Here is a 15,295-nt window from a genome sequence, read left to right as displayed (position 1 = left end):
AATATACCTAGGATAAGTGGCGCCGCCAACCCGGTTTCAGTCCTGCTCCTCCAAGGCCGCCTGCAGCAGCCGCGCCGCCTCGGGGAACCGGTCCGGGGCGGGGCCGGCGAAGTTCACCCGCACGTACGGGCCCGCCGGCTCGGCCGGGAACCACTCCGTGCCGGGCGCGATGAGCAGCCCGCGCGACTCGCAGTCGCGAACCAGCCGTTCGACATCGGTCCCCTCGGGCAGCCGCAGCCAGAGGTTGAGCCCGCCCGCCGGAACGCGTTCGAGCGCCGCTCCCGGCGCGTGCTCGCGCAACGCGTCGACCAGGAGATCCCGCCGCAGCCGCACCTGGTTCCTGAAGGCGCGCAGATGGTTCCGCCAGCCCGGTTGCGTCACCACGTCGAGCGCCGCCGCCTGCAGCACCCCGCTCACGTACATCGCCTCCGAGCCCTGGTCGGCCGCGATCCGGTCCCGCACCGGGCCGCGCGCCACCACGGCCGCCACGCGCAGCGCCGGGGACGCGCTCTTCGTCAACGAGCGCAGGTAGATCACGTGCCCGCTGTCGTCAAGGGCCGCAAGGGGTGCCGGGTCCGCGTCGATCGCCAGGTCGTGCGCCCAGTCGTCCTCGATGAGGAACGCCCCGTGCCCGCGCACGACCTCCAGGAGCTCGCGCCCGCGGCTCGGCGTCCACTGCACCCCGGTCGGGTTCGCGAACGTCGGCTGCGCGTAGAACGCCCGCGCCCCCGTCTGGCGGAACGCCCGGTCCAACTCCTCCGGGTCCGGGCCCTCGGGCCCGCTCGGCACGGGCACCAGCTCCAGCCCGGCCTGCTCCGCGCCGAGGATCGCGCCCCAGTACGTGGGGGACTCGATGAGCAGCGGCCGCCCCCGGCCCACCACCGCGCGGAACACCGAACCGAGCCCGCTCTGGCTGCCCGACACGATCATCACGTCACGAGCCGTCGGCGCCGCGGCCCCCGCCGGAGCGGTCTCTCCCAGCTCCGCCGCGAACCACGCCTGCAGCTCCGGCGTCCCGCGCACCGGCGAGCGCGTCAGCGCCGCCTCGGACTTCGCCGCCCGCGCCAGCGCCGCCCGCACCATCCGCCCCGGCAGCAGGTCCCGGTCCGGGTAACCGGAATGGAGGCTGATTGCGTCCGGCGCCGCCGACCGCTGCGTCGACGACACCGCCGGCAGCCGCGCCTGCGGCGAGCCCAAAGCGGCCGTCTGCCAACCGAAGTCCACTGCCCGGGGCGCGCGCACCGCCCGCACGAACGTGCCCACGCCGGGCCGGGTCTCCACCAGCCCAAGGGCATTGAGCGCGTGCATCGCCTTCTGCACGGTCACCGGGCTCGCCCCGTACTGCGCCATGAGCTCCCGGCTCGAGGGGACCTTCGCACCGGGCGGCGCGGTCGCGATCCACGCGCGCAGGCCTTCGACGATCCGCTGAGTGCTACCATTCGACATGAAACGAGAGAGTAGCACTATCGTAAACTTGCGGCCCGTGCTATCGCAGCGCGCGGGCCTGTGGTGGGGCCTCCTCGGCGTCCTCGCGTTCTCCTTCACCCTCCCGTTCACCCGCATCGCGGTCGAGGGCCTCTCGCCGCTGTTCATCGGGTCCGGCCGCGCCGTCATCGCCGCGGCGCTGGCCGCGGTCGCGCTGGCCGCGACCGGCCAGCGCCTTCCCACTGCGGCTCAATGGGGTCGGCTCGCGCTCGTCGCGGGCGGTGTGGTGGTCGGCTTCCCGCTGCTCACCTCCTACGCGCTCACCACATCGTCGGCCGGGCACGGTGCGGTCGTGATCGCGCTGCTGCCCGCGGCGACGGCGATCATGGCCGTGCTGCGGGTAAAGGAGCGGCCGGCGGTCTCGTTCTGGGCGTTCGCGGGCCTCGGCGCGGTCGCCGCGGTGTGCTTCGCGGCCTTGCAGGGCGGCGGGTTCGGGTCGCTGGACGCGGCGGACCTGCTCTTTTTCGGTGCGGTGCTGGCCGCGGCGGTCGGGTACGCCGAGGGCGGCCTGCTCGCGCGCGAGCTCGGCTCGTGGCAGACCGTGTCGTGGGCGCTCGTGCTCGCCGCCCCGGTGATGATCGCGGCGGCGGGCGTCGCGGTGGCGCAGGAGCCGCCGACGGCGACGCCGGTGCAGTGGCTCGCGTTCGTTTACCTTGCGGCCGTGAGCATGTACCTCGGGTTCTTCGCCTGGTACCGCGGCCTCGCGATCGGGCCGATGGCGCAGGTGAGCCAGGTGCAGCTCACGCAGCCGGTGATGACCATCGGGTGGGCCGCGCTGCTCCTCGGTGAGCCGGTCGGCTGGTCCACGATCAGCGGCGGGCTCGCCGTGGTCGCCTGCGCGGGCCTCGCGGTGCGCGCCCGCCTCAGGGCCTCAGCTCGCGGCCCGGCCCGCTCGCCCGCGCGACCCGTTGCCCGCCTTTCCGATACGGTTTCGGTGCCGGGAACGTCGGAACCGGCGCCGCGAGTGCGCAGGTGGACTCGCTCAACGTCGTAGTGGACAGGCGAGCGGTTCGAGCAGTTCTGTCGAGCCGTTCCGCCGAGGCCCCGGGAAGATCGAAGCCAGCGCCGCGAGTGCACCGGCGGACCCGCTCCACGATGTAGCGGACAGGCGCTAGGAGAGGTTCGAGCAGTTGCTTCGAGCCGGTTCGCCGGGCGCCGCGAGTGGGCGACGGGCCGGTGCACCTAGGCCGAGGCCGGCCTGCCGTACGCCTCGAGCAGCCGCAGCCAGATCTCGCTGACCGTGGGGTAGGACGGCACGGCGTGCCAGAGCCGGTCGACGGGCACCTCGCCGACGACCGCCGTGGTCGCCGCGTGCACGAGCTCGGCCACGTCGGGGCCCACGAAGGTCGCCCCGATCATGACCCCGCGATCCTCGTCGACGATCATCCGCGCGGCGCCCTGGTACCCGTCGCGGGAGAGGCTCGCCCCGGCGACCCCGCCGAGGTCGTAGTCCACGACCCGGATCGACTTGCCTTGGGCGCGAGCCTCTTCGGCGGTCGGGCCGACGGCGGCGATCTCGGGTTCGGTGAACACGACCTGCGGGACCGCGTGATGGTCGGCGGTCGCCGCGTGCGCGCCCCAAGGCGCGTCGTCGACCGGGCGGCCCTTCGCGCGGGCCGCGATCACGTCGCCTGCCGCGCGCGCCTGGTACTTGCCCTGGTGGGTCAGGAGGACCCGGCCGTTCACGTCGCCCACCGCGTACAGCCAGTCGAAGCCGTCGACGCGCAGCGTGTCGTCGGTGTCGAGCGGCTTGCCGGGGTCGAGGCCGATCCGCTCGAGCCCGAGGTCCGCCGTGGCGGGCCTGCGCCCGGTCGCGACGAGCAGTTCGGCGGCCGTGACGGTGCCGCCGCTCGTCTCGATCCGCACACCGTCAGCGGTGCGTTCGACGCGCAGAGTCTCGGTGTCCGTGAGGATCTCGACGCCCTGCGACCGCAGCGCGTCGGTCACCCGCTCGCCCGCGAAGGCCTCGACGCTGCCGAGCACGCCGCCTCTGACGATGACCTTGACGTCGGCGCCGAGCGCCGCGTACGCGGTCGCCATCTCCATCGCGACCACCCCGCCGCCGATGATCGCGAGGCTCTCGGGCACGGACTTCGCGCTCGTGGCCTCGCGGCTCGACCACGGGTTCGCTTCGCGCAGACCGGGAATCTCCGGCAGGCTCGGGACCGAGCCGGTCGCCACGGCGACCGCGTGGCGGGCCCGGAGCACGGTGGTGGTGCCGTCCTCGGCGGTCACGGTGACCTCGCGTTCGCCGCTGAGTCGGCCGCGCCCGCGCAGCAGGTCGATGCCCGCGCTCTCGAGCCATTCGACCTGGCCGTCGTCCGACCAGTCGCTGGTGAAGGAGTCGCGCCGGCGGAGCACCGCGGCGACGTCGAGGCCGCCGGTCACGGCCTCGGCCGCGCCGGGAAGCGCGCGGGCTGCGCTGAGCACCTGCACCGGGCGCAGCAGCGCCTTGGACGGCATGCACGCCCAGTAGGAGCATTCGCCGCCCACGAGTTCGCTTTCGACGATCACGGTCTCCAGGCCGCCCTTGACCGCCCGGTCGGCGACGTTCTCGCCCACCGGTCCGGCCCCGATCACGACCAGGTCGACTTCGCGTTCCGCAGATGCCATTGCAGCTCCCGTCCTTCCTCATGCGTCCCAAGGACAGAGCCTACGCGCCCGCGCGGAGGGGCGAAGGCGTTCCCGATCACCGATGCGCACTCGCGCGAGTGGGCACCGCCGGGCGCACTGCCCGGCGGTGCCCGAACCAGTTTCCGCTAGTAGACGCTCGAGCCGATCCAGTCGTCGTGGCCGTACCCGGCCGGATCGGTGTAGTCGCGGTCGGCGAACGCGAGTGCGCTTGCGCCGCATTGGATGAGCACCAGCGCCGCCCCGGTGCCGGTCCCGTTGAAGCCCAGGCACAGGTCCGAGTGGCCGACCGGGTGGAGGCCGGTGCCCGTGACGGTGAACTCCTGGTTGAGGCCGCCGTGGCAGTCCCACAGGACGAGCGGGGTCCCGGCCCGCATGCGGCCGCCCTCGACGTCCACGCAGCGGTCGTGGCTCAGCTCGACATGGAGCGATCCGCGCGCCTCGTCGAACCAGAAGCCCTGGTTGCGGGCGCCGTTGCAGTTCCAGGCGATCAGGTCGGTGCCGTTGCGGGAGTCGTAGCCCTTCGCGTCGGCGCACAGGCCGCCCGCCTTGAGGTCCTGGAACTCGAGCAGCCCTTCGTAGAGGACGGCGCTGTCGGTGCTCGCCGGGTCGACGCAGGTGGCGGTGGCCCATTCGGGATGCGCGTGGAAATCGGTGATGCACTGCGCGAACGCCCCGTGGCCGAGGTAGTTGGGGTGCAGGGACTGCCGGAACGCGTGCTCGGAGGGCAGCTCGCCCACCTCGACGTAGACGCCGCGCGCCCAGGGCTCCTCCTCGCACACGCCGTGCCCGTCGAAAAGCCGCTGCGCGTCGAGGTAGCGGGCGCCCTTGCCAAGAGCCGCTTCGCGAATGCCCCGCTCGAACAGGGGCACGGCCTTGTTGCGGGCGAAGGCCGCGTCGGCGAGGTAGAGGAGGCAGCCGCCGGCGTACCAGCCGGGGAAGTCCGGGTTGTCCTCCACATCGGGCCCGCCGGGGCTGGGGTAGGACATGACGACGAGGTCGTAGTCGGTCGCGAGGTACCCGGCGTCGCCCATGGTCCGGCGGACGCCGTCGATCGCGTCCTCGACGCCGTCCTGGCTCACCTCGACGCGGGCCGCCCAGTCGTCGGTGTGGCTGTCCCAGCAGGGTCCGAGGAACAGGATGCGGTTGGTCGCGCACTCGGTGGCGACGGGGCCGAACTCGATGCCGCCGGTGTCGTTGGCGCCCACCACGATCCACACGAGTTCGACCTTCGTGTTGCGGGCCTTGATCGCGAGCTGGTCGCCCTGGTTGAGCTCGTTCCACTGCTGCTGGCCGGTGCTCTGGACGAGGTGCGGGGAGGCCGCGCCGGAGCAGGCGAGGTTGTACTGCTCGTCGCTCTCGATGCCGGTGCGGAACAGGGCCTGGTCGAGCGAGCGGTCGCACCAGTTCCCGTCGGTGTGGGTGCCGGGCTCGTAGTTGCCGACCCCTTCGCCGGAGATCTCGCTGTCGCCCATGGAGACCAGGGAGGTGCGGCGTTCTTCGAGGGGGCGGATGCCGGGGCTGCCGTACAGTTCGGTCGCTTCGGCGGCGCGGAGGGCTTCGAGGTGGTCGGGGAGGGGCACGGGATCGGGCCGCGCCGCCGCCTGGGCCGATGAGGCCATTGTGGAGAGTGAGAGGGCAGTGATCACCGCTGCGGCCAGCGCAGCGGTGATCCTGTTCCGGGGAGTGGACATGGCAGTCTCCTGTTCGGAAACATCGCTGTCGACGGATCGTAGTAGGGAGACTACCGTTACTCCGCGGTAATGTGAAGATTGTCGGATTGATCAATTTGAATATCTTATGCGACGGTCCAGTCCGCGTGAGCCGTGAACGGCACCAGCGCCGGGCGCTCGACCGTGGTCTGCATGTCAAGGCGCGCACCGGTCTCCGCCGAGCGCAGCAGCCCGGTCATCACCTCGAGCACGTGGAGCGCCATCGCCCCGTCGGCCCGCGGGGCCCGGTCCGCCTGCGCGCGGGCCATGTCGATGAGGCCGACGCCCCGGCCCGACTCGGCGAATCCGGCGCTGGGCGCGATGACGCCGCGCTCGCGGTCGTGGCGGTCCAGCGTCACGTCGCCCGAGAAGTGGTTCGGGTCGGGCACGGTGACAGTGCCCTCCGTGCCGTGGACCTCGATGTTCGGAGCCGAGGTGGCGTACCCGTCGAAGCTCATCACGAGGGTGCTCAGCGCGCCGCCGGCGTGGTGCAGGATGCCGGTGACGTGGGTGTCGATCGAGACCGGGACCTGTTCGCCCGCACGGGCACCGGAGCCGATCACGCGCTGGTCGCGCGAGCGGCTGGAGGCGCCGGTGACCGAGACGACCGGGCCGAGCAGGTGCACGAGCGAGGTCACGTAGTACGGCCCCATGTCGAGCAGCGGCCCGCCGCCCTCGGTGTAGTAGAAGTCCGGGTTCGGGTGCCAGACCTCGTGGCCGCGCGCGATCATCGTGGCGGTCGCGAACGTCGGGACCCCGATCTCGCCCTTGTCGATCGCGTCCCGCGCGGTCTGGACGCCGGTGCCGAGCACCGTGTCCGGCGCGCAGCCGACCCGCACGCCCGCGGCCTCGCCGGCCGCGACCACGCGCTGGGCGTCCGCGAACGCGGCGGCGAGCGGCTTCTCGCCGTACACGTGCTTCCCGGCGGCGATGGCCTTGAGGGCGATGTCCGCGTGGGCGGCGGGGATCGTGAGGTTGAGGACGGTGTCCACTTCGGGGTGCGCGACGAGCTCGTCGACGCTGAGCGCGGCGGCCCCGGTCGCCTCGGCGACCTCGGCGGCGCGCGCGGCGTTGAGGTCCGCGACGGCCGCGATGCGGATGCCCGGGCAGGCCGCGAAGGTGTTGAGGTACTGGCCGGAGATGGCTCCGAGGCCGATGATGCCTACGCCGTGCGGGTCGCCCACAGCATGCCCCTTTCGATGATGGTGCGGACGTTGGCGTCCTTGAGGATGTCGACGCTGTGGCCGGGGGTGGCGACCATGATGCGGCCCTCGCCCCACTGGCGGGTCCACACGGCCGGGGAGGTGATCGGCCGGTGCCACGGGTGCCACGGCCGCACGGGGTGCGTGGTCGTGGCGAGGACGTCGATGAGGTCGTCGTGGAGCACCCAGTACTGCTCGGTGTCGAGCTCGAAGTCCGCGAGGCCCGCCGTGATCGGGTGCTCGCGGCCGAGGTCGGTGAGCTCGACCGTGTGGGGCAGGTAGTTGTCCTCCTGGCTCCCCTTGCACGCGCCCGGCTCCTTGGAGGGGTGGGTCGCGAACTGGCCGCCGATGAGCTGCAGGTAGTCCGAGGAGTTGCGGTAGGAGTCGGCGATGCCGCCGTGCCAGCCCGCCATGCCGGTGCCCGCCGCGACGGCGGCGCGGAGGCCCTTCAGCTGGTCGTGGCTGATCTCGGACATCGTCACGCTCTGGACGATGAGGTCGGTCGCGGCGAGGGCGTCGGCGTCCGCGTACACCTCGGGGGACTCCTCGACGCGGACCTCGAACCCGTTCTCCCGCAGGAAAGGCAGAAACAGTTCAGTCGCCTCGACCGGTGCGTGCCCCTCCCATCCGCCTCGGACGACCAGGGCTTTTCGCTCGCTCATGTGGTTCCTTCACCGGTGCTCTGACACCGCTTGTCGAATCGTTTGCATACCTCGCCGATCGACCGTAGCCGATGCCGGGACTGACCGCAACGGTCTTCCCGACCGCTGTCGGTTTACCGGGACATATAAAAAGTTTCCAGCCGCTGACGCAGCATCGGATCGACCTCGGCCCGCTTGAGCAGCGCGTCCGCCTCGATCAAGGTCATCGCGTTCGCCCAGTACCCCCGGAACAGGTGCGCCTCGATCGACCGGTGCCGCCCGCAGAAATGCGCGAGGTTCCGCGTCAACTGCGCCTTCATGATCCGCCCGGCGGCCACCGGATCGGGATCGGCCAGCGGGTGCACCTGGTGGTAGTTCACCGCCGCCGCGTCCACCGAGAACCGCAGGCCCGCCCGGGCCAGCCGGTAGCTCAGATCCGTGTCCTCCATGCCCCACCCCGTGAACGCCTCGTCGAAGCCGCCGGCCTCATCCAAAGCCTCGCGCGGCACCGAGAGGTTCGCGGTCGTGGCCAGGCCCCAGCCGAACCGGAAGCCCTCCAGGCCCGGCCCGAACGCGTCCACGACCTGCCGGTAGTTGTCCCGCTCCTCGCCCAGGTCGACGCGGGCCAGCGCGCCCTCCGCGTCCGCGGTCAGCTCGCCCGGCTCCAGCAGCCGCAGCGGCTCACGCAGCCGCGCGGTGCCGCCCAGCCGGAACGCCAGCCGCACCAGGTCCGCTTCGCCGATCGGCAACATCCCCGGCCGCCACCACGTGAGCGCCCGGCGCTTCCAGCCGATCACCCCGCCGCCGTCCGCGGCGTCCGCGTGCGCGGCCACGAAACCGGGCGCGGCCAACCGGTCGTCGTCGATGAAGACCACCAGGTCGCCTCGCACCCGTTCGAGCGCCGCGTTCCGCGCCGCCGCCCGGCCCCGGTTCTCCTGCACCACCAGCTGCAGCTCGAGCCGGTCCTTGAAGGGCGCCACCACGTCCGCGACACCGCCCCGCGTCCCGTCGTCGCACAGCACCACCTCGAACCGCGACTCGGTCTGCGCGAGCAGCGATTCAAGCGTCAGCGCGAGGTACTCGCGCTTGTCGCAGGTCGCCATGACGAGGCTGACCGAGGGCCGATTCGCCATCGAGGGCTCCAGGGGAGAGGAGGGGAACGCGCGGCGCGCTCACCTTAACACCGCGAGGCCCGAACGACGGGGTCTCGAACCGAGTGCGCGGCCCGAGGCCCCGAGCCCTACACGGCCCCCGCACGCGGGTCCGCGATCGTCCAGGCGTGCTCGCCCGAACCGACCTCCTCCGGCGCCCGATCCGGCAGCACCACCCGCGCACTCGTGTTGGGCGGCACCGTGGCCCGCACGACCAGGCCGCCGTCGGCCGCCTCCCACCGCACCGCCGCCCGGCCGTACGGCGTCTCATGCGCCGCCGCCGCCCAGTCCAGCCCCGCGAGCGGCACCGGCGCGACCAGCAGCCGCCGGTACCCGGGCTCCAGCGGTGCCAGCCCCGCCGCCGTCCGGTGCAGCCAGTCCGCGATCGCCCCGAACGCGTAGTGGTTGAACGAGGTCATCTCGCCCGGATTGATCGTGCCGTCCTCCAGCATGGAGTCCCAGCGCTCCCACACGGTCGTCGCGCCCATCGTCACCGGGTACAGCCACGACGGCACCCCCGTCTGCATGAGCAGCGCCTCCGCCGTGTCCGCGTGACCCGTGCGCACCAGCGCGTCCTGGATGAGCGGCGTCCCCACGAACCCGGTCCCGATCCGGTGGCCCGCCCGCTCCACCAGCGCCGCCAACCGCGCCCCGAACCGCCCGATCAGCTCAGGGTCCGCGGACAGCCCGAACATGATCGCCAGCGCGTACGCCGTCTGCGTGTCCGAGACGATCCGGCCCGCCGGCGTCACGTACTCCCGCAGCCACGCCGCCCGCACCTCCCGCGCGTACGCCTCGTACCGCGCGGCGTCCCCGTCCAGGCCGAGCAGCCGCGCCGCCTCGGCGACCAGGCGGGAGGAGCGGAACAGGTAGGCGCTGGCGACGAGGTCGTGTTCGGTCCGGGCCTGGAACGGGTCGTGCGGCGGGGCGTTCGGGTCGAGCCAGTCGCCGAACTGGAAGTCGCCCTCCCAGAGCCGCCGCTCGCCCGCGAGCGCCGCTACCTGGTCCACCCAGCCCCGCATGCTCGGGTACTGCCGCTGCAGCACGGCCCGGTCGCCGTACCGCTCGAAGAGGACGGTGGGCACGACCGTGGCGGCGTCGGCCCAGGCCGCGGCCGGGGTCTTCGCCCACTCGAGCACGTTCGGCACGATGAACGTGACCCCGCCGTTCGCCTCCTGCTCGAGCGCGAGGTCCTCCAGCCACGAGGCGAGGAACCCGTCCGCGTCGAACAGGTAGGACGCGGTGGGCGCGAAGACCTGGATGTCGCCGGTCCAGCCGAGGCGCTCGTCGCGCTGCGGGCAGTCGGTGGGGATCGACAGGAAGTTGCCGCGCATGCCCCAGACCACGTTCTCGTGCAGCCGGTTCAGCTGCTCGTGCGAGGACTCGAACCAGCCGGTGCGGTCCATGTCGGAGTGCACGACGACTGCCGTGACGTCGGCCGGGTCGAACGTCCCGGGCCAGTTGTCGACCTCGGCGTACCGGAACCCGTGGAAGGTGAACACGGGCTCCCAGGTCTCGATCGCGTTGCCCGCCAACGTGTACCGGTCGGTGGCGGCGGCGTGGCGCAGCGGGCGCACGCCGAGCTCGCCGTGCTCGAGGACCTCGGCGTGGCGGAGCACGACGGTGTCGCCCGCGCGGCCGGAGACGCGCAGGCGCAGGTGCCCCACGAGGTTCTGCCCGAAGTCGAGCACGGTCCGTCCACTGGGGGTGGTGATGACCTCGGCGACCGGGAGCTCCTGGGTGGCCCGCACGGGCGGCGCGGTGCGCGGCACGGGCACGATCGCCGCTGCGGTGTCCGTCTCGGCGTCCAACCAGGTCCCGTCGTCGAAGCCGGGGGAGGACCAGCCGGGCATCGCTCGCCGCGCGTCGTACGACTCGCCCGCGTAGATCCCGCTCGCGGTCAGCGGCCCTTCAGTGGTCGCCCGCCATCCGTCGTCGCCGGTGGCGACCAGTTCCGTTGCGCCGTCCTCGTATTCGAGCACGAGCTGCGCCGCGAAGGCGGGGTGCGTGCCGTAGAACGGCTCGGCGTCGCCGTGGAAGCCGAACCGCTCGGTGTACCAGCCGCCCGCGAGCACCGCCCCGATCGCGTTCGGGCCCGGTGCGAGCAGCGCGGTGACGTCGTCGGTCTCGTGCACGAGCCGCTGCCGGTACGCCGTCCACCCGGGCTTGAACCGCTCGTCGTCGACCGCGGTGCCGCCGATCTCGACCTGGAACAGTCCGCGCGCGGTGCTGTACAAGGTGGCCGCCCGGAGTTCTTCGCGCACTGCGAACTCGCGGCGCAGCAGCACGGGCTGAGCGGGTCCGGCTCCGGGCGCCGAGACGAACCGGGCCCGCCATTCGCCTTCGGCGAGGAACCCGGCGCGGATCTCCAGCGGCGCGCTCCAGTCCGAGGCGGCGCCGTCGGCGCCGCGGACCCGCACGCGCAGGGCCCCGCGTTCGCGGGCGCGCAGCGGCGCGAACGGCCAGGCGACGAACACCGACTCGGCGTCCTCAACGCGGGCCGTCTCGGTGGTGTCGCCTCGCCGCCATTCGATCTCGGCGCTCGCCTGCGTCCAATTCGTGGCGGTCGTCGCGGTCTTCCAGGACAGGCGCGGTCGGCTCGTGCCGACGAACGGGGCGTCGGTGCGGTACTCGGCGCGGAGGCCGTGGACTGATGGGTGGGGAGGGTTCATGCGGTGCTTCCTGTTGGGTACCAGAGGGTTTGAACGATTCAATGAGGAGGGTCGGAGCGCGGCGGGACCCGCGCGGTGGTCAGCGGCCGCGCGGCGGCCGGGTGCTGGAGCGGACGACGAGTTCGGGCGCGACCACTTCGCGCCGCGGTTCGGTGCGCCCGGCGATGCGTTCGAGGAGCAGTTCCACGGCGAGCCGGCCCATCCGCTCGCCGTCCTGGGCCACCGTGGTGAGCGCGATGCCCGGGTGCCCGGCGATCGCGATGCCGTCGTAGCCGGCGACCGAGACGTCGTCGGCGGTGAGCCCCGCATCGGCGACGGCCCGCAGCACGCCGAGTGCCGGTTCGTCGTGGCAGGCGAAGATCGCCGTCGGCCGCTCAGCGCCGCGGAGCAACTGGAGCGCGGCCCGATGCGCGTTGGCGGTCACGGCAGGGGTGCTCGCGATGCTGACCCGGTCGCCGAACCCGGCCTCCCGCATCGCAGATCGATAGGCCCGCAACCGGATCGCCTGCGGAATCCCGGAGCCGGGATCGGGGTCGGCCGACTCCCCGGTGAGGTGGGCGATGTCGCGGTGCCCCAGCTCGAGGAGGTGCCGCATCACCAGGAGGGCGCCGGCCTCGTCGTCGCTCACCACGGTGTCGTACCCCTCCGCGCGGTCATGGCGGCCGAGCATCACCACCGGCACGGTGGCCGAGAGCTCGCCCAGCCAGGCCGGGTCCACCAGCGGCGAGACCGCGATGACCCCGTCGACCTGCCGGTCCACGAGCGCCTGGATCGCCCGGTAGCCCTCGTGGTGGGCGGGGTCGGCCGGGGCGATGACGAGCTGGTAGGGCGAGCCGGAGAGCGCCGCGGTCGCCCCGGCGAGCAGCAGCGGGAAGAACGGGTTCGACAGCTCGGGGATCTCGATGCCGAGCGTGAACGTCTTGCCGCGCATGCCCCTCGCCGAAACGCGGGGGCGGTAGCCGAGCTGCTCGATCGCGGCCGTCACCCGTTCGCGCATCGCCGGGCTCACCCCGTAGGCGTCGCGGATGACCTTGGAGACCGCGGCGCGCGAGACGCCCGCTGCGCGCGCGACGTCCTCGATGGTGGCCGAGCCGGCCCGCGCTGGCGCCATGGCGACCTCCCCGTTGCACGATGACGAGGAATCTACACGTCGTGTAGACCGATCTACAACCCGTGGGTCGAACGGTTCCCGAACGCCGAGCGGGGCCGCCCGCCGAGACGGGCGACCCCGCATGGGTCGTGTTGCGCCGCTAGGGGGTGTTGACGAACCCCCGGCGAGGCGATGTCCGAGTCCATTGGTTTGCTCGCTCCACCGATTGACGGCTCGCAAGCGTCGCCGAAACTGCGGAAGGCCCTCCGAATACCGGTGTTGTATTCGGAGGGCCGACAACGCAGCGAGCGGGCCAATGGGCCGGACAGCGACCGTCAGGGGTTCGTCAACACCCCCTAGGTCACTCGGCGGTCAGGTGCACCATGATCGCCTGCACCGGCCACAGGCCCGGCAGCTGGAGGCCGATCTCGGTGAGCACGCGGCCGGAGACGGTGACCGGGTCCTTGCCGAGCCACGGCGGGGTCGTCCAGCCGTGCTGCGACGCGCCGATCTCGTCCCGCACGCGCAGCGTGTAGCGGCGCTCGGGGTCGAGGCCGTCGAGCCGGATCCGCTCGGGCAGCGCGTCCTCGATCGCGGCGACCGTGGCGACGGTGAAGACCGCCTCGGAGCGGTCGGCCGCGACGACGCCGCGCACTCGCAGCGCCGGGTCCACGACGTCCGGGTGCACCACGGAGCCGGTGTGCAGCAGCCCGCGCAGTTCCTTGTAGAGCGACCCGAACGCCGTGATCTGCTCGGTCTCCGCCTCGGTGCAGGTCAGGATGTCCCATTCGAAGCCGGCCGAGCCCTGCAGCGAGGTCGCGATCCGGTAGGCGAGGGCGGTGGCCCGCCCGGAGGAGTGGGCGGGGGAGGGGCCCACGTGCGCGCCGATCATCTCGGGCGGCAGCACGAGCTCGGTCCAGCGCTGGATGTCCTGGCGCTCGACCGGGTCGTTCGAGTCGGAGGCCCACACCCGCTCGGTGCGGGCGAGGATGCCCAGGTCGGTGCGGGCGCCGCCGGAGGAGCAGGACTCGATCTCCAGGCCGGGGTGGTCGGCCTTGAGCCGGTCGATGAGCCGGTAGGCCGCGAGGGTCTGCACGTGCGTGCCCGGAAGCCCCTCGTGGACCGCCTCGACGAGGTCGCGGTTGTGGTCCCACTTGATGAAGGCGATGCCGAGGCGCTCGACGAGGGTCGACATCTGCGAGCGGAGGTGCTCGAACGCTTCAGGGTTCGCGAGGTCGAGCACGTACTGGGTGCGGAACGATATCCCTTCCGGCGCGGGCACCGACGCCGGGTTGGCGAGCAGCCAGTCCGGGTGGGCGCGCGCGAGGTTGGAATCGAGGTTGACCATCTCGGGCTCGAACCACAGCCCGAACTGCATGCCGAGCGACCGCACGAGCTCGGCGAGCGGTTCGAGGCCCTCGGGCCAGACCGCGGGGTCGACCTCCCAGTCGCCGAGACCGGCCCGGTCGTGGCGGCGGGCGAGGAACCAGCCGTCGTCGAGCACGAACCGCTCGACGCCGACGGAGGCGGCCTTGCGCGCCAGCGCTTTCAGGCGAACGGGGTCGTGGTCGAAGTACACGGCTTCCCAGACGTTGAGCACGAGCGGCCGCGCGGTCTGCGGGTGCTGCGGGCGGGCGCGCATCCAAGTGTGGAAGCGGTCCGCGATACCGTCGAGACCGGTGCCGGACCACGAGAAGTACGCGGTCGGCGCGCGGTACGACTGGCCTTTCTCGAGGCGGATCTCGCTGGGGCGCAGCAGTTCTCCGGCGCCGATGAGCGTCACGTGGTCGGTGGGGCGGTCGGTGCGGTGGCGCACGTCGGCGCTCCAGCCGAGGTGCACGGCCCAGACCTCGCCGGTGCGGTTGCGCGGGGTCCCGTTGGAGGCCAAGGTGACCCACGGGGAGTCGTGCCCGCCGCGCCCGCGCCGCGACTCGCGCACGGTGGAGCCGCGCGGGATCGCACTGGTCGCCGGGACCTTCTCGCGCGCCCAGCGGCCGGTGAAGGAGGTGAGGTGGTCGGCGGTCTTGGGGACGGGCAGCGTCGCCTCCAGCCAGGCCACGTCCACCGTCCCGTCACCGTCGTTCTGCAGCTCGTGGTCGACCAGGACGAGCCCGCCCGCGCCGATCTCCAGGCGGGTCCGCAGCGTCAGCCCGGCCGCGGCGTCAACGGCCGTGACCTCCACTGCGGCTTCGCCCTGCTGCTCCAGCGTGGCCTCCCAGCGCGGGAAGAGCGGCAGGCCGTCGCGCGTGGCGAGCAGTGCCGGGCGGCCCGGCCAGCCCTCGGACTCCTGCGGCGCCAGCGAGAGCCGCCAGGCGGCGTCGAGGGTCGCGGGCGCGGTCTGGCGGCCGGTCGTGCGGTCGAGCCCGTCGAGGTCCGCGGCTTCGAGGGGGCCGAGGTCGGCGCCCCAGTGGAGCACGGCGGGCAGGCCAGACTCGGGCGCGGCGAGGATGAGGGCCACGCCGTCGCGGCGCAGGAGGGTCCAGGTTCCGTTGTTCACGATGTTCCTTCGAGTGTGCGGATAGGGCTTGCGGCGCTCGGATCTGTGGCGCCGCGGCTCGTTTCGGCATGTCGAAGGGCACGGTACAGGGCTTAACCGGGTTTAGGAAATCGGAATCCCACTCCATTCCAATGGTATGTGATATGTGATATGTTACTGCGAATCCGAGGCCCCGAGGCCTTCGGTCAGAGGGTTCCAACGACGCGCACCCCCA

The 15,295-nt window shown here is 72.6% G+C and carries 10 protein-coding genes; 1 reads left to right on the top strand and 9 read right to left on the bottom strand.

What is annotated here, in order from left to right:
• Positions 1 to 36: 36 nt before the first annotated feature.
• Positions 37 to 1,446, bottom strand: a complete 1,410-nt coding sequence (locus tag O2L52_RS06835; protein WP_270114604.1) for an aminotransferase-like domain-containing protein — start codon at positions 1,444 to 1,446, stop codon at positions 37 to 39.
• Here O2L52_RS06835 and O2L52_RS06830 point away from each other — a divergent pair.
• Positions 1,445 to 2,479 carry a DMT family transporter gene (locus tag O2L52_RS06830; RefSeq protein WP_344472716.1) on the top strand — a complete coding sequence of 345 codons (1,035 nt, stop codon included), beginning with the start codon at positions 1,445 to 1,447 and terminating at the stop codon, positions 2,477 to 2,479. The two genes, O2L52_RS06835 and O2L52_RS06830, sit on opposite strands and share 2 nt — an antisense overlap.
• 188 nt (positions 2,480 to 2,667) lie before the next feature.
• Here O2L52_RS06830 and O2L52_RS06825 read toward each other — a convergent pair whose 3' ends face one another.
• From O2L52_RS06825 to O2L52_RS06790, 8 genes are all read right to left on the bottom strand, one after another.
• Positions 2,668 to 4,098, bottom strand: coding sequence for a dihydrolipoyl dehydrogenase family protein (locus O2L52_RS06825; protein WP_270114602.1), 1,431 nt, complete (start codon positions 4,096 to 4,098; stop codon positions 2,668 to 2,670).
• Positions 4,099 to 4,244: 146 nt separating this feature from the next.
• The gene (locus O2L52_RS06820; RefSeq protein ID WP_270114601.1) at positions 4,245 to 5,810 is read right to left on the bottom strand and encodes a ricin-type beta-trefoil lectin domain protein; all 1,566 of its coding nucleotides are present in this window, start codon (positions 5,808 to 5,810) and stop codon (positions 4,245 to 4,247) included.
• Between the two features lie 104 nt (positions 5,811 to 5,914).
• Entirely contained in the window at positions 5,915 to 7,012 is a 1,098-nt protein-coding gene (locus O2L52_RS06815) for a Gfo/Idh/MocA family protein (protein WP_270114600.1), read from the bottom strand.
• Positions 6,991 to 7,692, bottom strand: a complete 702-nt coding sequence (locus O2L52_RS06810; protein WP_270114599.1) for a ThuA domain-containing protein — start codon at positions 7,690 to 7,692, stop codon at positions 6,991 to 6,993. Before O2L52_RS06810 ends, O2L52_RS06815 begins: the two co-directional genes overlap by 22 nt.
• A 113-nt stretch (positions 7,693 to 7,805) precedes the next feature.
• Positions 7,806 to 8,804: a glycosyltransferase family 2 protein gene (locus O2L52_RS06805; RefSeq protein ID WP_270114598.1), complete on the bottom strand. Its 999-nt coding sequence runs from the start codon at positions 8,802 to 8,804 to the stop codon at positions 7,806 to 7,808.
• 107 nt (positions 8,805 to 8,911) lie between these two features.
• Positions 8,912 to 11,494 carry a family 78 glycoside hydrolase catalytic domain gene (locus tag O2L52_RS06800; RefSeq protein WP_270114597.1) on the bottom strand — a complete coding sequence of 861 codons (2,583 nt, stop codon included), beginning with the start codon at positions 11,492 to 11,494 and terminating at the stop codon, positions 8,912 to 8,914.
• Positions 11,495 to 11,573: 79 nt separating this feature from the next.
• Positions 11,574 to 12,605 carry a LacI family DNA-binding transcriptional regulator gene (locus tag O2L52_RS06795; protein ID WP_270114596.1) on the bottom strand — a complete coding sequence of 344 codons (1,032 nt, stop codon included), beginning with the start codon at positions 12,603 to 12,605 and terminating at the stop codon, positions 11,574 to 11,576.
• A gap of 340 nt (positions 12,606 to 12,945) precedes the next feature.
• A complete protein-coding gene (locus tag O2L52_RS06790) occupies positions 12,946 to 15,084 on the bottom strand; it encodes an alpha-galactosidase (protein WP_373897067.1) in 2,139 nt (712 codons plus the stop codon).
• Positions 15,085 to 15,295: the final 211 nt, after the last annotated feature.

The sequence above is a fragment of the Glycomyces algeriensis genome (assembly GCF_027622855.1).
Lineage (GTDB): Bacteria > Actinomycetota > Actinomycetes > Mycobacteriales > Micromonosporaceae > Glycomyces > Glycomyces algeriensis.
The sequence above is the reverse complement of the archived record's forward strand: the minus strand, read 5'-3'. Positions and strand labels throughout refer to the sequence as shown.